This is a genomic window from Desulforamulus hydrothermalis Lam5 = DSM 18033 (genome assembly GCF_000315365.1).
Taxonomy (GTDB): domain Bacteria; phylum Bacillota; class Desulfotomaculia; order Desulfotomaculales; family Desulfotomaculaceae; genus Desulfotomaculum; species Desulfotomaculum hydrothermale.
On sequence record NZ_CAOS01000001.1, the window covers coordinates 1 to 25477 of the forward strand.

26 protein-coding genes are annotated in these 25477 nt (G+C 47.8%); 21 read left to right on the top strand and 5 right to left on the bottom strand.

Annotation, left to right across the window (positions count from 1 at the left end):
- Positions 1 to 1664: 1664 nt before the first annotated feature.
- Entirely contained in the window at positions 1665 to 1841 is a 177-nt protein-coding gene (locus tag DESHY_RS14425; protein WP_008409448.1) for a helix-turn-helix domain-containing protein, read from the bottom strand.
- Positions 1842 to 2190: 349 nt separating this feature from the next.
- Here DESHY_RS14425 and DESHY_RS13955 point away from each other — a divergent pair, with 349 nt between their 5' ends.
- From DESHY_RS13955 to DESHY_RS00035, 7 genes are all read left to right on the top strand, one after another.
- On the top strand, positions 2191 to 2358 hold the full coding sequence (locus tag DESHY_RS13955) for a hypothetical protein (protein WP_160162475.1): 168 nt from the start codon (positions 2191 to 2193) through the stop codon (positions 2356 to 2358).
- 930 nt (positions 2359 to 3288) lie between these two features.
- Positions 3289 to 3513: a DUF1659 domain-containing protein gene (locus DESHY_RS00010; protein ID WP_008409451.1), complete on the top strand. Its 225-nt coding sequence runs from the start codon at positions 3289 to 3291 to the stop codon at positions 3511 to 3513.
- 49 nt (positions 3514 to 3562) lie between these two features.
- The gene (locus tag DESHY_RS00015) at positions 3563 to 3781 is read left to right on the top strand and encodes a DUF2922 domain-containing protein (protein WP_008409452.1); all 219 of its coding nucleotides are present in this window, start codon (positions 3563 to 3565) and stop codon (positions 3779 to 3781) included.
- 63 nt (positions 3782 to 3844) lie between these two features.
- Positions 3845 to 4030 carry a YvrJ family protein gene (locus tag DESHY_RS00020; protein WP_008409454.1) on the top strand — a complete coding sequence of 62 codons (186 nt, stop codon included), beginning with the start codon at positions 3845 to 3847 and terminating at the stop codon, positions 4028 to 4030.
- Between the two features lie 11 nt (positions 4031 to 4041).
- On the top strand, positions 4042 to 4428 hold the full coding sequence (locus tag DESHY_RS00025; protein ID WP_013810295.1) for a YcbK family protein: 387 nt from the start codon (positions 4042 to 4044) through the stop codon (positions 4426 to 4428).
- 191 nt (positions 4429 to 4619) lie between these two features.
- Positions 4620 to 4907, top strand: coding sequence for a hypothetical protein (locus DESHY_RS00030; protein ID WP_008409455.1), 288 nt, complete (start codon positions 4620 to 4622; stop codon positions 4905 to 4907).
- 38 nt (positions 4908 to 4945) lie between these two features.
- Entirely contained in the window at positions 4946 to 5632 is a 687-nt protein-coding gene (locus DESHY_RS00035; RefSeq protein ID WP_235695484.1) for a 1,4-beta-xylanase, read from the top strand.
- A 116-nt stretch (positions 5633 to 5748) separates the two neighbouring features.
- Here DESHY_RS00035 and DESHY_RS00040 read toward each other — a convergent pair whose 3' ends face one another.
- A complete protein-coding gene (locus DESHY_RS00040) occupies positions 5749 to 5937 on the bottom strand; it encodes a hypothetical protein (protein WP_008409457.1) in 189 nt (62 codons plus the stop codon).
- 201 nt (positions 5938 to 6138) lie between these two features.
- Between DESHY_RS00040 and DESHY_RS00045 the strand changes: the two genes are divergently transcribed.
- The 5 genes from DESHY_RS00045 (at position 6139) to DESHY_RS00065 (ending at position 12154) form a co-directional block, all read left to right on the top strand.
- A complete protein-coding gene (locus DESHY_RS00045; RefSeq protein WP_008409458.1) occupies positions 6139 to 6444 on the top strand; it encodes a hypothetical protein in 306 nt (101 codons plus the stop codon).
- Between the two features lie 134 nt (positions 6445 to 6578).
- Positions 6579 to 7262 carry a response regulator transcription factor gene (locus DESHY_RS00050; RefSeq protein WP_008409459.1) on the top strand — a complete coding sequence of 228 codons (684 nt, stop codon included), beginning with the start codon at positions 6579 to 6581 and terminating at the stop codon, positions 7260 to 7262.
- 26 nt (positions 7263 to 7288) lie between these two features.
- The gene (locus DESHY_RS00055) at positions 7289 to 8704 is read left to right on the top strand and encodes a sensor histidine kinase (protein WP_008409460.1); all 1416 of its coding nucleotides are present in this window, start codon (positions 7289 to 7291) and stop codon (positions 8702 to 8704) included.
- Positions 8705 to 9241: 537 nt separating this feature from the next.
- Entirely contained in the window at positions 9242 to 9721 is a 480-nt protein-coding gene (locus DESHY_RS00060; protein WP_013810289.1) for a hypothetical protein, read from the top strand.
- Between the two features lie 75 nt (positions 9722 to 9796).
- Positions 9797 to 12154 (top strand): heavy metal translocating P-type ATPase, encoded by a 2358-nt coding sequence (locus DESHY_RS00065; RefSeq protein ID WP_008409461.1) that lies wholly within the window; start codon positions 9797 to 9799, stop codon positions 12152 to 12154.
- 519 nt (positions 12155 to 12673) lie between these two features.
- Here the strand turns inward: DESHY_RS00065 and DESHY_RS00075 are convergent.
- Positions 12674 to 14230 (bottom strand): methyl-accepting chemotaxis protein, encoded by a 1557-nt coding sequence (locus DESHY_RS00075; protein WP_008409463.1) that lies wholly within the window; start codon positions 14228 to 14230, stop codon positions 12674 to 12676.
- A 375-nt stretch (positions 14231 to 14605) separates the two neighbouring features.
- Here DESHY_RS00075 and DESHY_RS00080 point away from each other — a divergent pair, with 375 nt between their 5' ends.
- The gene (locus tag DESHY_RS00080; protein ID WP_008409465.1) at positions 14606 to 15481 is read left to right on the top strand and encodes an SMODS domain-containing nucleotidyltransferase; all 876 of its coding nucleotides are present in this window, start codon (positions 14606 to 14608) and stop codon (positions 15479 to 15481) included.
- 3 nt (positions 15482 to 15484) lie between these two features.
- On the top strand, positions 15485 to 16048 hold the full coding sequence (locus DESHY_RS00085) for an SLATT domain-containing protein (RefSeq protein WP_008409467.1): 564 nt from the start codon (positions 15485 to 15487) through the stop codon (positions 16046 to 16048).
- A gap of 1533 nt (positions 16049 to 17581) precedes the next feature.
- On the opposite strand, the gene DESHY_RS13810 is transcribed toward DESHY_RS00085, so the two are convergent.
- On the bottom strand, positions 17582 to 17779 hold the full coding sequence (locus DESHY_RS13810; RefSeq protein WP_143147846.1) for a hypothetical protein: 198 nt from the start codon (positions 17777 to 17779) through the stop codon (positions 17582 to 17584).
- A 362-nt stretch (positions 17780 to 18141) separates the two neighbouring features.
- Here DESHY_RS13810 and DESHY_RS00100 point away from each other — a divergent pair, with 362 nt between their 5' ends.
- Both DESHY_RS00100 and DESHY_RS00105 read left to right on the top strand, forming a co-directional pair.
- On the top strand, positions 18142 to 18459 hold the full coding sequence (locus tag DESHY_RS00100; RefSeq protein ID WP_008409474.1) for an SWIM zinc finger family protein: 318 nt from the start codon (positions 18142 to 18144) through the stop codon (positions 18457 to 18459).
- A 249-nt stretch (positions 18460 to 18708) separates the two neighbouring features.
- The gene (locus DESHY_RS00105; RefSeq protein ID WP_008409475.1) at positions 18709 to 18978 is read left to right on the top strand and encodes a UPF0175 family protein; all 270 of its coding nucleotides are present in this window, start codon (positions 18709 to 18711) and stop codon (positions 18976 to 18978) included.
- 727 nt (positions 18979 to 19705) lie between these two features.
- Here DESHY_RS00105 and DESHY_RS00110 read toward each other — a convergent pair.
- Positions 19706 to 20164, bottom strand: a complete 459-nt coding sequence (locus tag DESHY_RS00110; RefSeq protein ID WP_008409476.1) for a MerR family transcriptional regulator — start codon at positions 20162 to 20164, stop codon at positions 19706 to 19708.
- Positions 20165 to 20344: 180 nt separating this feature from the next.
- Between DESHY_RS00110 and DESHY_RS00115 the strand changes: the two genes are divergently transcribed.
- The 5 genes from DESHY_RS00115 (at position 20345) to DESHY_RS00140 (ending at position 25471) form a co-directional block, all read left to right on the top strand.
- Positions 20345 to 20878, top strand: coding sequence for a flavodoxin (locus tag DESHY_RS00115; RefSeq protein ID WP_008409477.1), 534 nt, complete (start codon positions 20345 to 20347; stop codon positions 20876 to 20878).
- Between the two features lie 13 nt (positions 20879 to 20891).
- Entirely contained in the window at positions 20892 to 21737 is an 846-nt protein-coding gene (locus DESHY_RS00120) for an aldo/keto reductase (RefSeq protein WP_008409478.1), read from the top strand.
- 75 nt (positions 21738 to 21812) lie between these two features.
- Positions 21813 to 23771: an alpha/beta hydrolase-fold protein gene (locus tag DESHY_RS14780; protein WP_008409479.1), complete on the top strand. Its 1959-nt coding sequence runs from the start codon at positions 21813 to 21815 to the stop codon at positions 23769 to 23771.
- Between the two features lie 600 nt (positions 23772 to 24371).
- On the top strand, positions 24372 to 24989 hold the full coding sequence (locus DESHY_RS00135) for a flavodoxin family protein (protein WP_008409481.1): 618 nt from the start codon (positions 24372 to 24374) through the stop codon (positions 24987 to 24989).
- A 74-nt stretch (positions 24990 to 25063) separates the two neighbouring features.
- Entirely contained in the window at positions 25064 to 25471 is a 408-nt protein-coding gene (locus tag DESHY_RS00140; RefSeq protein WP_008409482.1) for a cupin domain-containing protein, read from the top strand.
- The last annotated feature ends 6 nt before the right edge of the window (positions 25472 to 25477 follow it).

A 25477-nucleotide genomic window follows, 5' to 3' on the forward strand; every position in this document is an offset into this window, starting at 1 on the left:
TCACACAGAGGCTTCTACACTCAGGAAGATGAATCATATGCGTGACAAAAACGAAGAACAAGATNAGGGAGGACANTATACCTCCATATAAAGAACAAAGTGCACGAAGTTCTAGGTGTAGCCAGCGTTAATACGAATGATAATATATATTCTAGTGACAGGAGGGTATGTAAAGGGATGGATTTATGCATGGAGGAGTATACGATGATAGGAATAGGAGTGAGGATGGATACAATTCAGGAAGAAGAATAACATGGAATGTGAGGAGACTAGAAGGTTGTGGGGAGACGGTCTCGCGGCATGTGAGGGAGTGAAACCATATGGATTGATTTATGTATATAAAGATTGAGATGGCGAAAAGGCAGCACATTGTGATAAAGCGTAGGGTCAAAGAAGGATAGAGACGAGAGTATACAAAAGATGGTAAAGATTCCCTATAAGAATAAGGAGGTAGAATGGAAATCAGGTTGGCCGAGGAATATTCTCTAAGACTAAAACACCTGCTAAATGGGGAAGAGAAAAGTCTGGGATTAGATATAACACGAAACATGTTATTAGAGAACGGGACAATTATCTCTACTCCACACCAAATAAAAGGGGAAACAGTGGTAGAGTGAAAGGTGTGAATTTAAAAAAAAAAGTGTGGAAAAATAAATAATAATCTATAAAACCGGATGAAAGAGTTGACCAGGAGAGATTATGTCTATGAGGCTGTGGCTAGGTATTAAGTAGTTATGTTTTTTGAAAAAGTTTTTATCTTTGTGTCAGAATACAACCTGGGCCAGGTGATTTGAGACCTTTTTCGTACAATGAACAAAGCAAGGGGAAGACATTTCTACATATAAAACTTTTCTTAGGTTTCTATTTCGGCCACACAGAAATCCATCGGTTATCCGTGTTAAATAGAAAAAAATTAGCGGTCAATATTTAGGCAACGTTTAAAAATGATAGAAGCAACTTGGACAGGGGGAATATCTTTGGACCTCGATGAAACCCGGTCAGTTTTCGCATGGCGCGCTTTTAATTAGAAAGAGCAATCGGGTAGGTTAAAACTCGAAAATAAGAAATGGGGTGTTTGGGGGTTGGGCAAAAAAAAGATGTTTCTTCACTGGCTTACTAAACTTTAGCAGGGCAAGGATTGACCGCCCGTGGACTCGTCCCGCGCCGGGCGATATGGCCACGCGTCGACTAGTCAGGGGGGGGGGGATATCATATAAACCACAGAACTTTAGAAAATCATCATTGTAACGAACGATACCGTCTCCCTGGTGGGTAATAACCATTTGCTTGGCATTGTCCATTACCAGTTCCAGGGCATACCCGCCAAAAAAATCAAAGGATTCAGTAAGGGCACGGATTACGTCGGCCGTGGTTATACTCTAAGAGAAGGCATAATATTTCATCCGACTACAGGATAAGACTACTTCACGGATATATAATTTGACTGGCTTCCGNGCAACCGGCAGCATCCACTGGCCACGCGTCGACTAGTCAGGGGAGGGGGGATCAGTTTCAACACGGGTAGTAGCTAATTTATCGGCCTTATCATCTTCTTTAAATGCTCGCAGGAAACGGTGTACACTGGATAAAGAGCCGTTATAGCCTTTTTGAACCAATTCTTTGTGGATTCTTGTACCAATATAGCCTTTATGGCCACGCGTCGACTAGTCAGGGGGGGGGGGATCAAGTTGTTTTTCATACTTTCTGGCCTTAAACTCCGGCGGATTAACATCTCTTAGGTACTTTCTAACGGTGTTCCTTGATACTCCCACTGTTTTGGCTATTTTCCTGATGCTAACCCCCTGGGCATACAGAGCTTTAATACGTTGCCATTTGTACATACTGACCACCTCTTTTGCATCCCCCTTTCGGGGGATATGGCCACGCGTCGACTAGTCAATCAGCAGGGGATCAGGGGTCAATTCTATTTTACGATCTATAACCGGCATTGACGCTGCAGTTTGGACTAGGACAATGCTGGATTTTTCGGCACCATAAGAGGATGACCTGCAACAGGGGTGCTGGAAAATCCCGACGGAGGCAGGTGCCGTTGCACCAGCAGGAAGCCGTAGCAGCGGGGAGCAGCGGCAAAGGCGCAGTACAATGGAGAGACATGGGAGAGTCACCTTCAGTTGTGCACCAAAGGCGGAAGCCTCCCGGCCCCAAGCTTGGGGCGGGAGGTTTGGAGGGTTGGGGTTGACCGCGGCAGCTGCCGCTTGGGTGGGCAGCCCGCTTCTCGGTGCAACCGTAAAGCCGCTGCAGCTGCAGCAGGACCCCAGAGCAATGCGAGCACTTTGCCGCAGACCGATGACCTCGGAGGCTACCCCAAAGTCGGTCTGCGGCAAGGTGCGGCCTTAGACCCAAGAGGAATACCCCGGTAGGCCGGAGCTGGTTGGTGGAGTGCAGTGCAGCGTGAGGGAGTGGAGCGGGGCTTGCGTCAAAGGGTAAGAGGAATGCCCTAGATTGGGCCGCTGGCCCGGCGGAATGAGCGGTAGCGGAACGGAACGGAGGCAACGAGCGGAGGCCTGACCCCAGAGCTGGACTGCCACGAGGCAGGGCTACAGAAGGACACATGAACGTTGGGGGGATCTGATGGTTTTCGTGGATAGGGTGAACGCATGAATAGAGGGCCTGGTGGCGGGCTGACCTGCACGGACCCCAGAAAATGGCCCGCACAGGACCCGTAAGAAGGCAGTCACCGGGAGCGGGGGAGGGGGTAAGTAGAGGGTTTAAATAAACCTTTCATACCCCGTTCTCGGTGTCTGCGGACCTGTGAGGGCCTTTGTGCCGACCCGATAGTTTTAGCCAGCGGAGGCTGGCACGAAGGCTAGGACCCAGAGGAAAGGCAGGGTGCCAGACCCCAGAGGCCTGACCCAATAGCAGAAGGCACGCTGCCGCAGGTGACCGGGACCCGTAAGCCCGGCGAGCACTCTGGGGGGAGCCGTGACCCCAGCGATTCGCCCGTGAGCGGCTGCCGCCAGTGTGCGGCTATAAGACCCCAGAGGAGAGGCAGGGTGCCGGACCTCTAAGGCTTGACCCGAAAGAAAAGGCACGCTACCGAGGGTGGCCCAAAGGGGCAGCTGCCCCTTGTTCATCGTGGCAACGTCCAGGCCTAATCACATCATCAGTAATAGAAATCAATAGTACCCTAGATGCCCCCGAACCCTTGACACCAAGCCTATCCAGCAGTAAAATAATACCAAGTCGACCGGACATTTGTTCCTGTCGGCTTTTTTCATTTGTACGGAGCGGGCCTGCTACCGATAAAATTAAAAGGAGGAATGGACAATGGCAGTGGTAAAACAACCCTATGCCTGCAGCATTAAGCTGAGATACCAAAAGGGTGTTAACGCCAGCGGTGATCCTATTTTTGTTAACACTACCTATTCCAAAGCAAAGGTTACAGCCACCGACCAGGCTCTCTATGATGTGGCAACGGCTATCAATACTTTGCAAAACAATGCCTTGCTGGGTGTATTTCGCGCCGATGACAGCGAGTTAATCAATCAGTAACGGTAAAAGCGGGGTAAAAGGATAACATAAAGAATAGGAGGGATAAATCATGGCCAAGACTTTAGAACTAATCTTTGTCAACATGGCTGGTGATAAGGTAACCATGCGTGTTACTGACCCCAGAGAGGACATCCAAGAGTCCGAGGTTAGAACCGTCATGGACGAGATTGTGGCAAGCGACGTCTTCACCAGTTCCGGCGGTAGCCTGACCGGCGTGGCCGGTGCCAGGCTTGTGACCCGAGATGTGGCAGAACTGAACATTCTTTAGACGTAACCAGGGAGGGAGGCGGCTGCCTCCCTTTTTTGGGCCTATATCGAAGGAGGAAAAGCAATGGAGGAACTTTTTAAACTAGCCTCGAATTACGGTTTCCCAATGGTGGTGGCGGGTTACCTGCTGCTCCGCCTGGAACCCACCATTCGGGATTTGCAAAAAAGCATTAACCTCTTAAGCATCATCATCGCCCGGCAGAGCAATATGGATATGAAAGAGATTAATGAACTGATCAATAACCTCTAGGGGGTGTAACAATGGAGCAGGCGAAGAAAGCTAAACCAGAGCAGCGTATCACGCCCCACTTTACAGAAGGTGAGCTTGCCTGTCGGTGCTGTGGTAGATTGCTTGTTCAATCCGAGTTAGTCCATAAACTAGAAACCCTTCGCCAGCTAGTGAAAAAACCAGTGCTGGTGAATAGCGGCTACCGCTGCCCCGCTCACAATAGAGCTGTGGGTGGGGCAGTGAATTCCTATCACCTAAAGGGCATGGCCGCAGATATTCATGTGCCGGGGTTGGCTGTGGTAGAATTAAGCCGCCTAGCGGAGCAGGCGGGCTTTAATGGCATTGGTACCTACCCAAAGCAGAGTTTTCTTCATGTGGACGTTAGGGGGAACCGGGCCAGGTGGCAGGAATCATTTTAAGCCAATACAAAATTCAAGATATTATAAACCACGGGCCTCCTTATTGGGGGCCCCTTTGGTCTTTGAACGTGGTCAATGACATAAATCACAGCCATAGGAATTATCACAAAAATGTTAACTACCTGTGACATTCCTGTGATGTTGGTTCGTTAAGATAAGCTCAAAGCAACAGGAAAGGGGGGAAACAAAAAATGAAGTTAGCGAAAAAGAGTTTTGCGGTGCTGGCAGTTCTGGGGTTATTGGCGGTGGCTCTACCCTTAAATAGCGCCCTGGCTGCCCAAAATACTGTAGCAAAGCCAGCTGTGCAGCAATCCGTTCCGGTACAACAGGGCTACTACAACTATTCCGGTTACTGGTGCCCCTGGTTTAACCACAATCCCAACTATCAGACAAACTATGATTGGTACCAAAATAACAGCAATAACTACAACCCCAATTACAATAATAATGGTTGGCGGATGGGAGGATGGTGCTGGTAAGGTGCCTACCTACAACAAAAAATGTTTGCAGAGAGAGGATGTTACATTTGAAATTACCGAAAAAGCGTTGGTTTATGAGCTTCCTGGTACTTATTATGGCCGTAGGCCTAGTGGGGGCCGCCTATGCAGCTCCGGCTCAATCCTGGGTGGAGATGATGAAAAATGATCCCAATCCCATGAATATGAACACCAATACCAATACAACCCAGAGCAGCAAGCAAACTACCAGCACAGCGGCTAAGACTACCCAAGCAGCCGCCGTACAGGTAGCTCAGGTTTCCACAAACAACAGCCAGACTACTACTCAGAATAACAGCAATACCCAAAAAGTTCCCACCACCCAGAATGATCTATATAACCAAATGTACCAGCTTTGCCTACAGACTGGTATGCCCAACTGCCCCATGTTAAACGGTAGCCAGATGACCCGTGAGCAAATGATTAAATATTGCCTGGGTATGTATAACCAATACAGGCAACAGCAGCCAAACAGCCAAATTAGCCAACAAAACTGGCAGGCTATGCAGCAAATGTGCCAGCAATGGTATAGTAAGTACTACCCTCAAAACCAAAAGAGCGCTGCAAACGCCGCTAGCACCCAGAGCACACAACAGTACAACAATAACTGGAACAACAATATGAACCAAAACTGGTCCAATCATATGCAAAACAATGGCCAGTGGTCCCAGAGAGGCCATAACAACTGGGGGAACTGCGGCTGGTAAGTAAATATGAACACACGACGGGTTGTCCCTGCAGGGGGCAGCCTGTTTTGTTTATGTGGTAAGGAACTAAATTGAAATAAGAAAAAGCCGGTGTGAACCGGCTTGGGTGCGGGAGGCTAGCTGGGTATTTGGCGATCAGGCTTACCAAAGTGGCAGGCCTTTAGGTGCTTCATTTCGTGGGTCAATTGGTGCAGTTTCTTTCGGTAATTGGTTACCTTTGGATGCTCCGGGCCAAATTCATGTACCAGAGCGGCCAGTGTCATCTGGGACTGTATTTTTTTCAAATTCATTTGTGCATGGGTCATGAAAGTATAACCTCCTTCGTGTTGTAGGGTTCAAAATATCATAGGTATAGAATAGCGAAGGTTTTTCTCAGCAGTGTTACAACTGTGTAAACTTTTTGTGATTTAGCGAATATCACAAAAATGTTAAAAACCTGTAACAGAGCTGTGACATTACTTGGATAAAATGAATGCAAATACTAAAAAGAAGGAGTGAGTTCCAACATGAATTGGACCAAGAAGGTATTGGGTTTGCTGGGGGTTTTAGCACTACTGACGGTGGCTCTGCCCCTTTCCAATGTCTTTGCCGAACCGGTGGTTACTAACGACCAGGCCGTGGTACAAACCGCTGCAACCACCCAACAGTCTGCGCCCAACACCCAACAGCCAACAACCCAGCCCAATGCCCCATCAACCCAACCACAAATCACACAACCCCAGGCACCCCAGGGCTACTACTACTCTTGCTGCCCCTGGTATGGCTCTGGCAACTGGAACAGTCCCTCTAACTACAGAGGTTCATCCTGGTAGGTTTTTTAGGAATAGGCCCATTGGGTCTATTCTTTTTTCGCAAAAAAATACCAGGGAGGGTATAATAAGTTTGGTTTTCTTATCAACCCGCTAAAGAAAACGGACGCAGTAAGGACACGAAAGAGGTGGTTAGGGTGAAGAATATTTTAATTGCTGACGATGATGAGCGCATTCGGGAACTGGTGAAACTTTACTTGGAGGCCGAAGGGTTTGCGGTGGTGGAAGCCGAGGATGGCCAACAGGTGTTAGACATAGTGAAAAAGCAGCCCATCGACCTGGTGCTGTTGGACTTGATGATGCCTGTACTGGACGGATGGATGGTCTGCAAAATGCTAAGACGGGAAAGAAAAATCCCCATCGTAATGCTTACGGCCAAAGGGGAGGAAAATGACCGGGTGCTGGGGCTTGACCTGGGGGCGGACGATTATATTACCAAGCCCTTTAGTACCAGGGAATTGGTGGCCAGGGTGAAGGCGGTGCTGCGGCGGGCCGAAGGGGGCAAGGGGGAGGCACACATGATCTCCTACCCTGGCTTTAAGCTAAACCAATTGACCAGGGAGTTGGAGCTAGGGGGCAACAACGTTAATCTCACCACCAAAGAGTTTGAACTCTTGCTCACCCTGGCCAAAAACCCCGGCAGGATTTACAATCGAGATCAACTCTTGGAGCTGGTCTGGGGTTACGACTACTGCGGTGATTCCCGGACGGTGGACACCCATATCAACCGGCTGCGGACTAAGCTGGAGAGTGAGGCTGGGCACAGCGTATTTATTAAAACCATACGGGGAGTTGGTTACAAATTCGAAAATGGTCATTAAAAAGAAGTCTGGTCACCAAGCTATGGTTGGCCATTGTACTGCTGGTGCTGGCTGTCTTCGCCTTTTCCGTGGCCATTCAGGCCCACCAAATTAAATCCTTCTTTTATGACCAGCAGGCCCGCTTCTACATCTATGAAGCGGAGGAAGTGGCCACCTTTTTCCGAAAAGAAGAACGTCCCGAGGTTATTCAAGAACGGCTGCAGATTTTGAGCCAGTTTCTGGGTGCCAGCATTTCTATTATGGATAAACAGGGAAAGATGGTGTATGACCAACCGGCCAGTGGTCAGCAAGCCACGGATATTGGGGTGGACCCTGGTTTGTTAGAAAAGGTATTGTCGGGCCGCAACACAGTTTTTGCCGGTAAATTATCCGGTAGTGAGCAGGATATTTTCTTGGCTTCAGTGCCGCTCCGCAAGGATAATCAAGTGATTGGTGCGGTGGTTATCAATAGCCCCCTAGCCACCATTCGAGAACAAATCAACCGTATGTTGAGCTTTGCTGTGCTGGGGGCATTGTTGGGCATTGTGTTGTCTACGGTATTAAGCATGGTGATCTTTCTTCGTTTTATTAAACCTTTGGTGGAAATGGACAAGGCGGCCAAAGCCATTGCCGAAGGGGATTTTGGTAAACAACTTCAGGTCAACTCCGATGACGAAGTGGGGCGGCTGGCCCTTTCTTTAAACCGTATGTCTGCCCAATTAAAGGAAAAGATTGAGGCCATTGAACGGTTGGACCGTTTGAGACAGGAACTGGTCTCCGATGTTTCCCACGAGCTTCGTACCCCACTAACGGTGATTCAGGGCTTTGCCGAGGCCCTGCATGACGAGATGGTGAAATCCCCCACCCAAGAGAAGTTCTACCTGAGAAATATCATTGATGAATCCGGCAGGCTGAAGGATTTGGTCAATGATATTTTAAGACTAAAGTCAATGGAAGCAGGCCATGTGGAGGATATGGAATATGTGGTGTTAAACAAGCTGCTGAACATCACTGCTGAACGCATGAGGCAAATTGCCACCGCCAAAGAGGTAACCATTCTCACCAAACTGCCGGGGGAACCCATTACGGTCTTTGGCAATATCGACCGGTTAAAACAGGTACTCACCAACTTATTGGATAATGCCATCAGCCATACTCCTTCTAGGGGAAAGGTTATGGTGGAATTGGGTGTGCAGGATAAATGGGCCTTTTTTGCGGTAAAAGACAGCGGACCCGGCATACCCCCGGAGGAATTGGAGAATATTTGGGAGCGGTTTTATAAGCTGGATAAGTCCCGCTCCCGGCGGGGTGCTGGGTGTGGCCTGGGGTTGGCCATCGTGAAAAAAATTGTGGAAGTACACAGCGGCAAGGTTACTGTGGCCAGCGAGGTGGGCAAGGGAGCGGTATTTACGGTTTTTTTGCCTCTGAATCAGCCACCAGAGGAAGGGGCAGATAGCCCGTAGGGAAATTTGGATGTTGTTGTAATATGATGGTGTTCCGGGAAAAACTAGGGGTTAAGCGGAATCTGAAACATCGGACAGAGAAAGGTAAAGAAGGAGGAGATCAATATTATGGGCTGGGGTTGGGGCTATGGCATGATGGGAGGCTGGTTTGGTATGTTGCTGCCGTTACTTTTTATGGCATTGGAGGGTGAGGGTTTTTTCGTAAACTTGCAAGGTTAGTTCCTTTTTTCTAAATAACACGGGCTGGCCTCCTTAAGTGATAGTTACCGGGCAAATCTCTTGGTAATCTGCCCTTGCTATTTAGGTTAGCTTAGGAAGTTATCCTCACTGTTACAACATCCCAACTTTTTTGTGACATAAACCCGCTCTATATCACAAAAAAGTTAAGTTCCTGTGACAGAGTGGTGATAAAAAAATGCTACTGACTGTTCGGTTCTGGAGGGAACGGCAGGTCACAAAAATGTTAAATGGCTGTGATAATGCTGTGATGTTGGGGCGTTAGAATAGATTATGCAATGAATAGAAAGGTGGGAGAGTATGTCTAAAAAACATATCTTAATTTTTATGGCTTTGCTATTTTTGGCGGCCCAGCCCATTTCTAATGTGTTGGCAAATTTCTATTCCTACGAGAAAACCACCGCTGCCAAAATGCCAGAGCCTGATTATACAGTAACCCAGACTGGGGAGCAACCAGCTACCAAAGCAGGTTTGGTGACAGAAAAAATAACTAGCCAGCCAGCCCCAACCAGCCAGCAGCAAAAGGAAGCAAACCCGTCCCAGGGGGCTACTTCACCTAAAACCGTGGCTCCCGTTGCCCCTGCCCAGGTGAGTCAGCCAGCAGCCAAGCCTCCCCAGGTGCAGCATCACATGGAGTGGCAGATGGACCAGGCAGCCAGTGGGCATGGTGGTTCCTATTATTCGGGATATCGACAAATGGGTTCACCATACAAGACAGATTATGAGTGGTATCAATATCACCGAGAATCCGAGGAGATGGGCAATAGACAGTACCCCTAATGGGCTAGCCCAATTTAGCCACATAACAACACTGTCCTATGTTCATAATAAATCCAAGAATGGAGGGAATATCCTGTGGCCACAGCCAAAAAGGAATTGGTCCTAGAACGATTAAATTGTGCTTCCTGTGCAGCAAAGATAGAAGATCAGATCAGTAAAATTGATGGAGTTAGCCAGGTCAGCCTAAATTTTGCCACCAAAAAGCTTACATTGGAAACCGAGCGGCTGGAAGAATTGGAACGAATACTGGCAGAAATTCGGCAAATCGTTAAGCGGTTAGAGCCGGATGTACTGGTTACGGAAAAGAAGGTGGACTTTACCCACCGGAAAGCGTTTCTGTTGGTGGGGTTAAGCTGTGCCAACTGTGCTGCCAAAATTGAAACCCAGGTGCAAAAAATCCCTGGTATTCAGGGGGCGGTGGTGAATTTTCCGGCCAAGAAACTGGTGGTGGAACTGGCATCGGAAGGCAGTAATGCCGAGATTCTACGCCATATTAAGCATAAGGTTGATAGTATCGAACCGGGCGTAGAGGTGAAGGAAATTACCGCCGAGACAAAGGCCCCCTCACCCCAGGAGGAAAAGCTGGGCGAAAAAATGGAACTGCTGCGGCTGGCGGCCAGTGCGGTGCTTTTTGCGGTGGCCCTGATTTTCCAATTTTCCTTTACTACCGAGGCCATCCTGTATGCCATCAGCTATGTGCTGGTGGGCGGTGAAGTGCTGTTAAAGAGTGCCCGCAACATCAGCCGGGGGCAGGTCTTTGATGAAAACTTTCTGATGAGTGTGGCCACCCTGGGGGCCTTTGCTATCCGAGAGTTTCCCGAAGCGGTGGCCGTGATGCTCTTTTACCAGGTGGGAGAATTATTCCAGGATATGGCGGTCAACCGCTCCCGCAAATCCATTGCAGCTCTGATGGATATTCGGCCCGATTACGCCAATGTCAAGGAAGATGGCAATATTCGGCAGGTTAGCCCCGAAGAAGTGGCGGTGGGGGATATCATTGTGGTTAAACCCGGTGAAAAGGTGCCCCTGGATGGCAAGGTTATCGAAGGCCAGTCCCTGGTGGACACCTCGGCCATGACCGGCGAGTCGGTGCCCCGAGAGGTGGTACCCGGAGCCGAGGTATTGTCGGGCTTTATAAATAAGAGTGGTCTGCTTACCGTAGAGGTTACCAAAGAATTTGGCCAATCCACCGTGGCGAAAATACTAGACCTGGTGGAAAATGCAGCTGGCCAAAAGGCCCCGACGGAGAACTTCATCACCAAGTTTGCCCGTTACTACACCCCGGTGGTGGTCTTTGGGGCCCTAGCCGTGGCACTACTCCCACCCCTTTTGATTCCCGGTGCCACCTTTAGTGAATGGCTGTACCGGGCACTGGTGATATTGGTTATCTCCTGCCCCTGTGCCCTGGTGGTTTCCATTCCCCTGGGCTTTTTCGGGGGTATTGGCGGGGCTTCCCGTAACGGAGTACTGGTCAAGGGCGGTAACTATCTGGAGGCATTAAACAACGTAAAAATTGCGGTGTTTGATAAGACCGGTACCCTAACTAAAGGGGTCTTTAAGGTGACTTCGGTGGTACCCAGAGAGGGGTTGACCAGGGAAGCCTTGCTGGAGTACGCAGCCTATGCAGAAATTCACTCCAACCACCCCATTGCCCGCTCCATTCAGGAGGCCCATCAGGGGAAGGTTGATGAGCAGAAAATAGAAACCTACGAAGAGATTTCCGGCCACGGGATTAAGGTGCGGGTGGCTGGCCAAGAAATATTAGCCGGTAATGTCAAACTAATGGATAAGGAAGGTATTGAACACGGCAAGGAAAAGGTACTGGGTACAGTGGTGCACCTGGCGGTGGATGGACAATATGCCGGGCACATCGTCATTTCCGATGAAGTGAAAGAGGATTCCGCCGGGGCCATGCGGCAGTTGAAGGAACTGGGTGTAGAAAAGCTGGTCATGCTCACCGGCGATAGCCGGGAGGTTGGTCAAGCGGTAGGAAACTCCCTGGGCTTGGATGAAGTCCATGCGGAGCTGCTGCCCCATCAAAAGGTGGAGCAGGTGGAACGCCTGAGCCGGGAGAAGGGCCCAAAAGATAAACTGCTTTTTGTGGGAGACGGCATCAATGATGCACCGGTGCTGGCCAGGGCAGACATTGGTGTGGCGATGGGGGGCTTGGGTTCGGACGCTGCCATCGAAGCCGCCGATGTGGTGTTGATGACGGACGAACCCACCAAGTTGGCAGCTGCCATTAAAGTGGCCCAACGAACCCGCAGCATTGTCTGGCAGAACATCATCATGGCTATGCTAGTGAAGGGCATCTTCATCGCCCTGGGTGCCGGTGGCGTGGCCACCATGTGGGAGGCAGTTTTTGCCGATGTGGGCGTAGCTTTGGTGGCTATTCTTAACGCCATGCGGGTAATGCGGTATCAAGCGACATAAGAAACTTCCCGGCTAATCACCGGGAAATTTTTTGTGCATAGCCTAGTTGCTTTAAATTGAGAAGAATAGGCAGTCTGTTGTAGAAATTACTTAAAGATTTGGCGAGCGGGGAGGACTTAACACATGAATATAGAGCTAACACCGGAGGCCCGTCAGTATATCTTGGAAAAGATCGGCGGTAAGGTTACCCTTCAATGTATGGTGGAAGGGGGCTGACGCTGCAGTACCCACGGGGGAGCTATCAATAGCCACACTCCCACCGTGCGTGGGGGGGCACCTTCAGCTCAGCAGCAAACCTTTCAGTCCCAGGAAGTCCAGGGTATCACCGTTTATATAGATCCACAAATACGCCTGGCAGAACCAGACCAACCGCTGGTGCTTCATTATGCCGGTTGGTGGATTTTTCGTTCCCTGGAGTTGTCCAATGCCGTCTGTGCTTGGCCTGGGGAGGAATAGAGGTCAATGAAAAAGCAACCTGTGTAGCACTGGGAAGTGGCACAGGTTGCTTTTTCATTTTTGTTATATTTTAAAACCATTGGCAGCGGCCTTTAAGGCATCGGCCAGTTTGGTTAATTCTTCGGTGGCGGAGGAAACCTCCTGCAGGGCCGCTGTTTGTTCTTCGGTGGTGGCAGCCACATTTTGTACGCCAGCGGAAATCTGCTGCACGGCGGCGGATAGTTGCTGCACCTGGCCCGACAAGCCTCCGATGGTATGCAGTAGTGAGCTAAAGCGACCGCTCGCTTCATGAATGACTTCGGCACCGTTTTTGATATTGGCAGTACCTGTGTCCATTGAAGCCACAGCCGTTCCGGAGTCGGTGTGGATTTGCTCAATGTGTGTACGAATTTCTCCGGCGGCAGCGGCCGACTGCTCTGCCAGTTTGCGTACTTCCTCCGCCACCACGGCAAAGCCTCTGCCCTGGTCTCCGGCTCGGGCGGATTCGATGGCGGCGTTTAAAGCCAGCATATTGGTCTGGTCGGCGATGTGGGTAATTAACTCTACAATCTGATTGACTTGGCTTAGTTCTTGCACCAGTTTTTGCAACATTTGGGAGGCGTGTTGGCCAGAAGTAGCAATGACCTCAATTTGTTGGGTGATCCCCGCCATACCTTGCTGGACTGCCTCGGCGGTGCTGGCTGTCTCCTGGGCCACTGTCGCCACCTGGTGGGTGTTGTGGGCAATCTGATCTGCGAAAGCAGAAATTTCAGAAATGGTGGCAGAATTGCGGCTGGCGGCGGTAGCGGTGTGCTGGGTTTGCTGGGATAAACCAGCCGCAGCGGTGGTTAGGCTGTCCGCCGTATGGATCAGGTGCCCCGCTAAGGCCCGGAGATTTGCTCGCATTTGGTTAAAGGAACGGGCCAGTGTGCTTAGTTCATCCCGGTTTTTCACCGGTAAGTCTCTGCCGCTTAAATCACCAGAGGCGATCTTGGCCGCTTCCTGGGCCATTTGTTGCAAAGGATGGGCAATCAGCCTTCCCATGAACAGGGCCAGCAGGACACCGGCCAGCAGGGTGACGAGGGTTAGCAGAATTACAAAGCGATTTACGCTATCCACTTTCTGCTGGACACTGCGTTGGGCCTCTTGGGCTTCCTTATCCTCAAACTTGACCAATTGTTCCACCGCCCGGTGGAAATTATCGGCTACCTGCTGGTTGCTGTGGATATACATCCGAGCTTCTTCTAACTTACCGGACTGAACCAGGGAAACAATCTCCTCTGAGTATTGATCATAAGCTGCCATCGATTGCTCAATTTGCGTGGCCAGTTGCCGTGTCTGGTCATGCAGGGCTAATTTTTTAACTTCTTTAATCGAACGGTCGGTTTGACCATCCAGGGCTGTGAATTTTTCCAGATGCTCTTGGTTGCCAAAAATCACATAGGTTTTGAGAGCGGCTTCGGTAACTGCAAAGGAAACCTGAACATTCTTTGCTTCTTCCGTTAACTGCAACTCCCTGTCAATAAAGTTCGTAAAGGTTTGCTCCACATTTTCTAGTTGCCTGTAGGAAATGCCACTCACCAGTAGTAAAAGTAACAACACCACACCAAAGCCGGATAATAGTTTGAACCGAATTCCCAAGAGAATCCCTCCACTCATAAAATACCAATATTTTCTATACTAGCACCCTAATTTCACAGCCATGTCACAGCAATGTAACATTTTTGTGATATTTCTAGCACTTTTAGAGATTGGGGTCGGCAGATAGACACCGGCATTGGGCGCAGGATTTGTGCTAGAGAAATGGTAAATCCGACTCCGGTATTTATCGGTTTAAGGTTCTTGTGGAGGTTATTCTCTTGATCCTTCTGGGGTAGTAAACCTATAGGCTGCTTTACATAGCTTGCATATCTGTCATGAAAAACAACGGTGTAAAACAACAACGACATTGGCTTGTTGCCGTATACTAAAAATTACTATATAATTATTTACCAACTAGACAGGAGGTATTTTGCGATGTCAATATCCGATAAGTTTAGTACACTAATTGATAACCTTAAGATTACGAATGGGGACACCATTTCTAGCCGATATAAGGCCATTACGAAAAGACTGAACACTGATTTTTGGAATTCTTCCTCAGAGATAAGCCATAGCAGATATGTAGGCTCAGTGGGTAGGGGTACTGCTATTAGGGGTGTAAGTGACGTTGATATGGTCATGGAATTGCCAAGTGATGTTTACTGGCAACATGATGCCTATAAAAGTAATGGCCAATCGGCCCTTCTACAAGCTGTTAAGGAAAGCATAAAGAAAACCTATCCTAATACTCATAATGTTGGGGATGGACAAGTTGTGGTTGTGAGTTTCACTGACGGGATTAAATTTGAGGTTATACCAGTATTTTTAAATCGTGAAGGAACCTACACTTATCCAGATGCTAACAATGGCGGAGGTTGGAAAGTAACCGACCCAGTAGCCGAAATTAATGCCATTAATGATGCAAACAACACCTACAATCAAAAAGTAAAGCACCTAGCCAAAATGGCCAGAGCATGGAAGGAAAAGTGCAATGTACCTGTTCCGGGCATATTGATTGATACCCTGGTTTTTAATTTTATGAAGAAATGGGAATACAATGATAAATCGTTTTTGTATTATGATTTTATGACCAGGGATTTCCTAAAGTATTTATCCGAACAAAACCCTAGCCAGGGTTACTGGCTAGCCCCTGGAAGTAACCGAAGAGTGTATGGAAAGGGTAAATTTGAATCAAAGGCTAAAAGCAGTTACAACGATGCTCTTAGGGCCATAGAATATGAAAATGCCAAGAAAGAGTACTCAGCTAACCAAGAATGGAGGAAAATATTCGGGAACTATTTTCCGAGTTAAAACATGGATAAATACAGTTTATTGAAAAGCCTGGCTGAGAAGGGGTATAACATTGGTTTTGGAGCCAGAAAGACCTTTTTGTCCTATGGCATTTATAGCAAAATTCCTAGATTTTTAAGCCTGTGTACTGTCTTTGTGGGTGTCTACCAGATGACGACACGCTATAAAAACCTGAACCCCGGAACTCAGGAGATTGTTTCGGTTATTATTATCTGTATAGGTATTTTAGCCCTAATACTAGATGCCGGAAGTAAGGATAAAGAACATTACAATCAGGTTGGTAAACAATTGGCCAGTCTTTATAACGAACTCCAGACCATGTACAATACAGTAAAGAATATGGATGATCATGCAGACTTTTCTCCGTTCGAAAAAAGGATGAAGGAAATCGAAGCAGAGGTTCATCGTATCGCCATATCGACCAAGTGCCATTTACCCATATTTTTACCAACCTTTACTTTTTCTATGGTGGCACCCAAATTGATTGGATTAATGAGCAGTTACACTTCACCATCAAGGATAAATTTCCATTTTTACACTACGAAGCAATCGTCCTATATGGGTTAGTTTTATGGTTTATCTATTTAAAGGTGTTTCATAACTAAATGAAACAAAGGCACTCCAGGTTGGGGGGCCTTTTAGTTTTCATCAGAGTAAGCATGATAGGGCCATCTTCAAGGAAATTTCTGGGGTTGGCATAAAGGTTCTTTTCTGGTCGGCAGACACCGGCAGCGGGATGTTGCGTTTGTGGTGGTCCACAGTGATACCTACCCCCGCTCCCGGTGACTGCCAGCTTATAGGTCCTGTGTATGTCATTCTCCTGGGTCTGTCCGGGTCCGGCCGCCAACAGGGCTGCTTTGTTTTGTATTGTCTGAAAGGAAGCTACAGCCCTGCTAGCCGCCTTAGCTTTGGGGTCTCGGCCTCCGCCCATTGGCTGCATTCCGTTCCGCTACCTTTCCCTCCGCCGGGCCAGCGGACTTGCTCTGGGGTAACCCTTTGGGGTCCAGCCCGCCAGCCCCGCTCCGTTCACTGCCGCTCCACTCCACTACGCCAAAGTGCTCCGGCTATCGGGGTATTTCTCTTGGGTCCTAAGCCGCACACTGGTGGGAATTCCTTTGGGGTAAGTCTCTGGAGTTATCGAATTCCCACCAGAGTGCTCGCCGGGCTTTGGGGTCTCGGCCTCCGCCCATTGGCTGCATTCCGTTCCGCTACCTTTCCCTCCGCCGGGCCAGCGGACTTGCTCTGGGGTAACCCTTTGGGGTCCAGCCCGCCAGCCCCGCTCCGTTCACTGCCGCTCCACTCCACTACGCCAAAGTGCTCCGGCTATCGGGGTATTTCTCTTGGGTCCTAAGCCGCACACTGGTGGGAATTCCTTTGGGGTAAGTCTCTGGAGTTATCGAATTCCCACCAGAGTGCTCGCCGGGCTTTGGGGTCTCGGCCTCCGCCCATTGGCTGCATTCCGTTCCGCTACCTTTCCCTCCGCCGGGCCAGCGGACTTGCTCTGGGGTAACCCTTTGGGGTCCAGCCCGCCAGCCCCGCTCCGTTCACTGCCGCTCCACTCCACTACGCCAAAGTGCTCCGGCTATCGGGGTATTTCTCTTGGGTCCTAAGCCGCACACTGGTGGGAATTCCTTTGGGGTAAGTCTCTGGAGTTATCGAATTCCCACCAGAGTGCTCGCCGGGCTTTGGGGTCTCGGCCTCCGCCCATTGGCTGCATTCCGTTCCGCTACCTTTCCCTCCGCCGGGCCAGCGGACTTGCTCTGGGGTAACCCTTTGGGGTCCAGCCCGCCAGCCCCGCTCCGTTCACTGCCGCTCCACTCCACTACGCCAAAGTGCTCCGGCTATCGGGGTATTTCTCTTGGGTCCTAAGCCGCACACTGGCGGGAATTCCTTTGGGGTAAGTCTCTGGAGTTATCGAATTCCCACCAGAGTGCTTGCCGTGCTTACGGGTCCCCCGGTCACCTGCGGCAGCGTGCCTTCTGCTTTTGGGTCAAAGCTTTGGGGTCAGGCACCCTGCCTTTCCCTGGGGTCAAGCCTTCGTGCCAGCCTCCGCTGGCCAGTCTTTCGGGTCGGCACAAAGGCTTCCTGCTGCTGAAGCACCTAGCCGTTGCCCTTGCATAGAGCGGTGCTAATCCTCACGCTGGCCGCTGCCAGCAGTTTTTTACCCAGTTCAAAGGATAGTCCATCGCTGAAACTCCCTGCATAGGGCCGGCGGCTGCCGGCCATTAAGATGTCCCTCTTTGGGGTAATCCTCTGGGGTCGGGACATGGTGCAAGTCAACCCTTTGGGGTCTTTCATCGGAAAACCCACCCCCTATCCCCCTCCCGTTGGAGGGGGCATCGGTCATCTCCCGCTTTTTCCATGATACTCCGCCTTTGCCGCTGCTCCCCGCTCCATACCTTAGTGGTCACTGTGGCTTTTTCGGCTCCGATGGGTTTTGGCGGCGAGCAGGCCGCCAAAACCAAAGCTAGTGTAGTGCATGGTGCAGCGGCAATGCCGGGCCTATCAAGGGCCGCTCCAAAAATTTTTATTAACCAAATGAGAGCGGGCCTTTGGGGTCCGGTTAATAAAAATTTTCTCCACTTTCCGGCTGACGCCTCACCCTTGACAGCCCCGGCACCGGCTCCGTCCTGTGCAAGAAAAACGGGAGGTTATCAAGTATGTTGAGAAAAGTGCTGTCCAAAGTAGAAGAAGGTCGTTTTTCCCGCGCCCTGGTGGGCCTGCAGCAAGGCTGGCAGTTTGAAGTCAGGCACCGGGTGTTTGTCCAGCGTGGGGTGGATGTGTCCGGCTACGTCAAATATGCAGGCAAGAAGTACGGCGTCACCATCCAGCCCACTGGCTGCTTTTGCAGCTGCGAGGATGCCCTGGTCAGAAGGGTGCTGTGCAAGCACATCGCCTTTGTGGCGATGGCCGAGCTGGCCTACTACGCCGCCGAGCGCAGTGCCCACCGCCAGCCGGAGGAGGTACGGCCCACCTAGAAGGTGGGCTTTGCCCCCTGCGGGGGTAGCTTTTGCTGCTCCCGTTAGTTGGGGAGCGGCTGCGGAGATTGAGCAGTTGCTATTGCTGGGGGCAGTGGCCCCCAAAGGGACCGGGAGCGGGGCAGTAGCCCGCCCCGGTATGGGCGGCAGTTGCCGCCTAAATAAGGGGTTGCATCAATCTTGAATTGCTTTAGAATTCCGTTAGTTATAAGCAAATGATATAATAGATAAAAAACGGGGAGTGATGAAATGCAAGAAGGTAAGCTAACCTTAAAAATCCCCGACAGCCTGCTAATAGCTGGATTTCGTCTGAAAGAACTACAAGCTGATGCAGCTCAAAGACTGGCCCTGTCTTACTACGCTGATGGAATACTTTCCTTTGGCCAAGCAGCAAAAATGTGCGATATGACCGCCTGGGAATTTTCCAATTTACTAGCCCACAAAAAAGTCCATATCAATTACGACTTGGAAGATATCGAAAAGGAATTAGAATTGGGCAAGGAGTTGGGATACATTTAGTTAGCTATGATGCCTCCCCTGTTAGGTTACGGGTTGGCCGTTGCTACGGCTGATACCTTACTGAGTAGGGCGAGTGGAATTAAAATACCCCTCCTGATGGAGGGGTGAGAAGGGTAAATACTTTTGCTTCTATTTTGGAGGTGACACCCCCTAACCATCGGTCAGGGGGCGTTTTCTTTGGGTTTGGGATGCCTACCGCTTGCCAACGCTTTGCCAACCATTTGCCAACGGTTTGCCAACGGTGAGCAAGTTTTACTAAAAAACATCAGGTAATAGCAAGTCTTCATAAGTTAAAATGTTTCCTTCACACCCCGTATTTCCTAGCATTACGGGCAACGATAGATTATGATAAGTTATTATGGGAAATTCCATTTCAAGATACGAGCCACGTTGAGTGCGTGGTATTGATGACAAATGTAAAAAACAAATAAGCGCCTGAAAAACGGCTTGAATACAGGGTTTTCCGGTGATTTGCCATCTGCCGAAAATGTGTTTTTTGGCGGCGGAGATGCCGGGAAGCACTGTATTTTTATGTGCGTAACTGTTCGCGGAAACACATCCACAGCCTTTCGGGGCGGATTTTGGCGAGCGGGGTTGTGTAGACGGAAAAGACGAAAATTGAAATGATTTAATGTGTTCGCGGGAACATGTCTACTTGCATAAATTTATTTTAAAACCTAATAATGCACACCTTTCTGCAACTTACAGGAAGATGTGCATTATTAATTTAATACAGTTTGCGGACTTTTTTAAGATTTTCTTTTACAGGCCGTATATCTTCCGGTATATCCTCCATTTTAATTGTATTAAGTACTGCGCAAGTACCGGCTTTTTTTGCTGTTTCATAGTACCAGCATTTATATTTCAAAAGGTCAAGCGTTTCCTGCAACTGGGCAATTTGTTTTTCGACAGCTTCTTTCTGCTTTTTAAATATTTCAAGCCTTTGGCCGATTGTTGCATCGCCTTCCATAGTCAAGTCAATGAGGGTTTTAATATCTTTAATTGGCATGCCGGCTTTTTTTAAGCATTCAATTATCATCAGCCATTGAAAATCTTCATCTTTAAACATTCTGATGCCGCTTTCGCTCCGTTCAACAAAGGGCAGTAATCCTTCTTTCGCATAAAAGCGTAAGGTGTGCGGGGAAATATTTACTTTTTTAGCGATCTCACCAATGGTGTAGTACATAATTTACCTCCAAAATACGACAAATTATCGTTAAATAATTATTAAGGAAAATTTTACTTAAAAATGCAAAACAAATTTTAAAAAAACTCTTGACTTAGAGTCAACTCTCAGGTTTATTATGATGTTACCACATACGGGTGTATGTGTCAACTGATGAAATGAAATCGAGGAGGTGTGAAAATGAATAAATTTAAAGAAGGAAAAACTCTTATAACCTACTATTCAAGAGAAGGAAACAATTATGTCAATGGACGCATTGTAAATTTGCAGGTTGGCAATACGGAAGTTGCTGCTAAAATGATTCAGAAAATAACCGGTGGTAAACTGTTCCGCATTAATACAATAAAGAAATATCCTGAGGATTATACGGAAACCACCAAAGTTGCCCAGCAGGAACTGCGTGACAATGCAAGGCCTGATCTTTCAGCGTATCTTGAAAATATAGATGACTATGAAGTTATCATTCTGGGCTATCCCAACTGGTGGGGAACCATGCCGATGCCGGTATTCACTTTTCTCGAAAAATATGATTTTGCCGGAAAGACCATTCTTCCCTTCTGCACCCACGAAGGAAGCGGCATGGGATGCAGTGAAAGCGATATAAAAAAGCTGTGCCCAAATTCAAAAGTATTGAGAGGGCTGGCAATCCGTGGCGGGAACGTAAACAACTCGGAAAAAGATATTAACCATTGGTTGAAAAATATTAACATCTGAAAGGAGCATTTATATGAAAAAGGTAGTTTTAAATAATGGTGTGGAGATGCCAATTTTAGGGTTCGGCGTTTATCAAATAAATGATGCCGAGCAGTGTGAACGCTGTGTTTGTGATGCAATTGAAGCAGGGTATCGTCTGATAGATACCGCTGCATCATACGGCAATGAAGAAGCTGTAGGGAGAGCAATAAAAAGAAGCGGTGTTCCAAGAGAAGAACTTTTCGTTACTACGAAACTTTGGATTCAGAATGCCGGTTATGAAAAAACCAAAAAAGCCTTTGAAAAATCGCTTAAGAATCTTCAGCTTGATTATCTCGACCTTTATTTGATTCATCAGCCTTTTGGCGATGTGTATGGCTCATGGCGTGCTATGGAGGAGCTGTACCGTGAGGGAAAAATCAGGGCGATTGGAGTAAGCAACTTTTACCCAGACAGGCTTGTTGATTTAATCCTCAATAACGAAATAACTCCTGCGGTAAATCAGGTAGAAACGCATCCATTTTGCCAGCAAATTGACAGTCAAAAAATAATGGAAGAATACAAAGTGCAAATAGAATCCTGGGGTCCTTTTGCCGAGGGCAGAAACAACATGTTCCAAAATGAAGCGCTGATGTCGCTGGCCCAAAAGCACAACAAATCTGTTGCTCAAATTATACTGCGCTGGCTTGTGCAGAGGGGAGTTGTTGCAATTCCAAAATCAGTGCGTAAAGAAAGAATTGTTGAGAATATCAACATATTTGATTTTGAGCTTTCTTCAGAAGATATGGATAAAATTGCAGCATTGGATAAAAAAGAAAGTGCTTTCTTTTCACATAGGGACCCTGAAATGGTCAAATGGATTTGTTCATTAAAGAGATAGGTTATTAATTGGTACAGTTGAAAGGACCTTTAAAAGAGCTCTTTCAACTGTAAATTTAGGAAGGAAGGAGAGAAAATGAGAAAAATCGTAATTACAGGACTGATTTTGTTCATGGCGTTGCTGATTGCTGCCTGCGGCAGTACAGAAGAGTCTTTGAGTGAGGCGGCAATGGAAGATACAGTAATAACAAAGACATCGAATATGAATTCCCAGGAAGCAGAGCAGAATGTCATGATTCCGAAAGCGATTGAAGAAATTCCTGATGGGTATTTTAAAGCATCAGAGCAGCCTGGAACGTTAACGGATCTATATTACGATACCTATGAATCCTTTTCTTATGATGAAAAATCAAAACCACTTAAAAAACATGCGGTTGTATATCTCCCCTATGGCTATAGTAAGAATCAAAAATACGATGTGTTCTATCTGATGCATGGCGGCTGGGGCGATGAGACCACGATACTCGGAATCCCGACCCAACCATCCTCCTTTAAGAACGTCATTGATAATGCGATTGCTGCAGGCGAGATCAAACCGCTGATCATAGTATGTCCGACTTATAATAATACAAATGAAAATGGACTGGATTCTGCCAACTTTTCTCTGGCGATGCAGCTAACGAGGAACTACCATAACGAGTTATTAAATGATCTGATCCCTGCGGTGGAAGGAACGTACAGCACCTATGCCGCAAGTACATCTGCAGAAGATCTGATCGCTTCCCGTGATCACCGGGGATTCGGCGGATTTTCCATGGGATCGGTCGCAACCTGGCGGACATTCCAATACGGACTTGATTACTTTCACTATTTCCTGCCGATGAGCTGCGGCACAACTCTGGATGACAAAGAGATCTTTGCTGCAGCTGACGGACATGATCCGAATGATTACTTCGTCTTTGTGATGACAGGAACCGATGATTTTGCGTACACCTACGACAAAAACAGAACGGATCTGATGCGAACATCCGCCTATTTTACCGATGTCGATGATAAGGCGAGCGGCAATTTTGCTTTTCATGTTAAAAAAGGATATTCCCATGGCGGAAACGCTGCGATGGAATACACCTATAACGGGATGAAAGCATTCTGGAGCGGTAAGGAGGAGACACAGGAGAAACAGCAGGGGGTTCGGTCAGTCTTGGGAAATGATCAATCCTATAAAGCTTTCACTGCAGATACAAGGATCAAAGATGTGATACAGGATCCAGCTTTCGGAAATTTCGGAAGGCTTCTCTTTCCGACAGATAAAGGGTACTATGGCGGGGATACTCTTGGAAAACTCTCCCTGACATGGTATAGCAACATTAACCCGGACAGAACGGTGGAAATCGCAAATTACCTTAAAGAACGCGTCCTGTCGGGAGATACTGTTTTCTATGATATTTATTCAGATGAAGAAAAAGCGCAGGATCCTGACAAAGAGGATACAGGGCTGTTCTTTTTCCGCGGCAATAAAGGCGCAAAAACAGCAATTGTCAATGCAGGCGGGGGATTTGTATTTGTCGGTGCGATGCAGGACAGTTTTCCGCATGCTCTTGAACTCAGCAAAAAGGGGTATAACGCATTTGCTTTAATTTATCGCCCAGGTTCACAGACAGCCTGTGAGGACCTTGCAAGGGCAATTGCTTTCCTGCATGAGAACGCCGACGAACTCGGAATAGACATGCAAGACTATTCTCTCTGGGGAGGGTCTGCCGGAGCGCGTATGGCAGCATGGCTTGGAAGCTACGGTACTGAGAGCTTTGGAGAAAAGAGATATCCGCGTCCTGCGGCTGTCATTATGCAGTATACCGGTTTGTCGGAAGTGACGGGAAAGGAACCCCCGACATTTGCATGCGTGGGAACGAATGACGGAATTGCATCTTACAAAACGATGGAAGACAGAATCAACAGGATTAAGGCAAATGGAACCGATGCGGAAATAGAGGTCTTTCAGGGACTTTCACATGGATTTGGGCTTGGGGAAGGAACCGCCGCAGAAGGCTGGATAGATAATGCTATAAAATTTTGGGAAAAACACATGACAAGATAAGAAGCATGTGTTTATGAAGAAAACCAGCATGATACTTGCATCCATGCGCATCATCGAATATACATACAAATCCATTTTGAGTTATTTCCAAGCATTAAATTTCACCAATATGTTAATTTGCAAAGGAGATAGATAGTGATGAATAACGATAAATTTGAACAAGAATTAATTTCCCTTTCTAAAGAAAAGTGGAGCTGAATGTCAGAAGGTAAAGCAGATTCCTTGGACTCTCTCTTCCACGAAAAAGCTGTCTTTGTTCATATGGGCGCAACAATGTCCAAGGAACAAGAACTTGATGTCATTCGAAGCGGCAGGATTCATTACAAAAATGTGGATATTAAGAAGTATCGGTACCGTTCATTGGAGAGACAACAGCGATTCTTTTAAGACGATGAATTGAAAGGTACAAGCGAAACCGCCATCACGCTGAGCTTTCTGGTGGCAAATTGCGAGAAGATCATGAGAGATCATCTTTTTGGCTTCATCGCATTTCTGAAAAGATTAGTGTTGGAATGGACCGAAACAAATGCTAAATAGTTCGGCTTGCTTGAAGAAACCATGGAGTTTTTCAGGAAGCCTTAATAGGGAAGGAGAAAAAACATGAAAGTATTATTAATAAATGGAAGCCCAAATGAGAAAGGATGTACATATACGGCTTTGAGCGAAGTAGCAAAAACTTTGACAGTACAAGGAATTGAAACAGAAATTATCCATGTGGGAAATAAGGATATCAGAGGATGCATAGGATGCCGCAAATGCAAAACCACAGGCAAATGCGTGTTTAATGATATTGTAAATGAAACAGCGCCTAAGTTTGAGCAAGTGGATGGCATTGTAATTGGATCGCCTGTATATTACGCATCGGCAAACGGAACGCTTATATCTTTTTTAGACCGTCTTTTTTATAGTGTGCTGGCTGATAAAACCATGAAGGTAGGAGCGGCGGTTGTATCGGCAAGGAGAGGCGGATGCTCAGCCACCTTTGATGAAATCAATAAATATTTTACAATTTCAGGCATGCCAATTGCTTCAAGTCAATATTGGAACAGTGTTCATGGATATACGCCAGATGATGTCCGAAAAGACGAAGAAGGACTACAAACAATGCGCACACTAGGCAAAAATATGGCATTTTTAATCAAGAGCATATCATTAGGAAAAGAAAAGTTCGGCTTACCGGAAAAAGAGCAGCGAATTGCTACCAATTTTATTCGATAGAAGAACTTGAAAGAGAAAGGTTTCTGTATTGCATTCAGTGCAAACAATGGGAAAGACGAGGAAGGTGATTTTAAATGGCAGATTTAAACAACAGCGTAATATTTCCCAAAGGAGAAAAGCTGGAGAGCAACAATTTCAGCGGCAATGTATGGCTGAATATGATTGTGCCACCCCACTCAAAACTTGGCTGTCCTATCGGCAATGTTACATTTGAACCGGGCTGCCGGAACAACTGGCATAAGCACCCCGGAGGGCAAATTCTGCTTGTTACGGGCGGCCGAGGCTGGTATCAGGAGGAAGGAAAAGAAGCCCGTGAGCTTCGCGCAGGCGATATCGTTGAAATTCCATGCAATGTTAAACACTGGCATGGCGCGGCGAAGGATAGCTGGCTCGTTCATCTGGCAATAGAAGCAAATCCGAAAGCCGGTCCCGTTGAATGGCTGGAACCGGTAGACGATGAAGCCTATGAGAAGCTGAAATAATCAGGA

Coding starts and splice junctions, on each gene's coding strand:
- DESHY_RS00085 (WP_008409467.1), top strand. CDS start 15,485: ATGGATAAATACAGTTTATTGAAAAGCCTGGCTGAGAAGGGGTATAAC.
- DESHY_RS00115 (WP_008409477.1), top strand. CDS start 20,345: ATGAATAAATTTAAAGAAGGAAAAACTCTTATAACCTACTATTCAAGA.
- DESHY_RS00040 (WP_008409457.1), bottom strand. CDS start 5,937: ATGACCCATGCACAAATGAATTTGAAAAAAATACAGTCCCAGATGACA.
- DESHY_RS00120 (WP_008409478.1), top strand. CDS start 20,892: ATGAAAAAGGTAGTTTTAAATAATGGTGTGGAGATGCCAATTTTAGGG.
- DESHY_RS00100 (WP_008409474.1), top strand. CDS start 18,142: ATGTTGAGAAAAGTGCTGTCCAAAGTAGAAGAAGGTCGTTTTTCCCGC.
- DESHY_RS00060 (WP_013810289.1), top strand. CDS start 9,242: ATGTCTAAAAAACATATCTTAATTTTTATGGCTTTGCTATTTTTGGCG.
- DESHY_RS00135 (WP_008409481.1), top strand. CDS start 24,372: ATGAAAGTATTATTAATAAATGGAAGCCCAAATGAGAAAGGATGTACA.
- DESHY_RS00105 (WP_008409475.1), top strand. CDS start 18,709: ATGCAAGAAGGTAAGCTAACCTTAAAAATCCCCGACAGCCTGCTAATA.
- DESHY_RS00015 (WP_008409452.1), top strand. CDS start 3,563: ATGGCCAAGACTTTAGAACTAATCTTTGTCAACATGGCTGGTGATAAG.
- DESHY_RS00030 (WP_008409455.1), top strand. CDS start 4,620: ATGAAGTTAGCGAAAAAGAGTTTTGCGGTGCTGGCAGTTCTGGGGTTA.
- DESHY_RS13810 (WP_143147846.1), bottom strand. CDS start 17,779: ATGAAAGACCCCAAAGGGTTGACTTGCACCATGTCCCGACCCCAGAGG.
- DESHY_RS00140 (WP_008409482.1), top strand. CDS start 25,064: ATGGCAGATTTAAACAACAGCGTAATATTTCCCAAAGGAGAAAAGCTG.
- DESHY_RS00110 (WP_008409476.1), bottom strand. CDS start 20,164: ATGTACTACACCATTGGTGAGATCGCTAAAAAAGTAAATATTTCCCCG.
- DESHY_RS00035 (WP_235695484.1), top strand. CDS start 4,946: ATGTTACATTTGAAATTACCGAAAAAGCGTTGGTTTATGAGCTTCCTG.
- DESHY_RS00010 (WP_008409451.1), top strand. CDS start 3,289: ATGGCAGTGGTAAAACAACCCTATGCCTGCAGCATTAAGCTGAGATAC.
- DESHY_RS00025 (WP_013810295.1), top strand. CDS start 4,042: ATGGAGCAGGCGAAGAAAGCTAAACCAGAGCAGCGTATCACGCCCCAC.
- DESHY_RS00045 (WP_008409458.1), top strand. CDS start 6,139: ATGAATTGGACCAAGAAGGTATTGGGTTTGCTGGGGGTTTTAGCACTA.
- DESHY_RS00020 (WP_008409454.1), top strand. CDS start 3,845: ATGGAGGAACTTTTTAAACTAGCCTCGAATTACGGTTTCCCAATGGTG.
- DESHY_RS14780 (WP_008409479.1), top strand. CDS start 21,813: ATGAGAAAAATCGTAATTACAGGACTGATTTTGTTCATGGCGTTGCTG.
- DESHY_RS14425 (WP_008409448.1), bottom strand. CDS start 1,841: ATGTACAAATGGCAACGTATTAAAGCTCTGTATGCCCAGGGGGTTAGC.
- DESHY_RS00080 (WP_008409465.1), top strand. CDS start 14,606: ATGTCAATATCCGATAAGTTTAGTACACTAATTGATAACCTTAAGATT.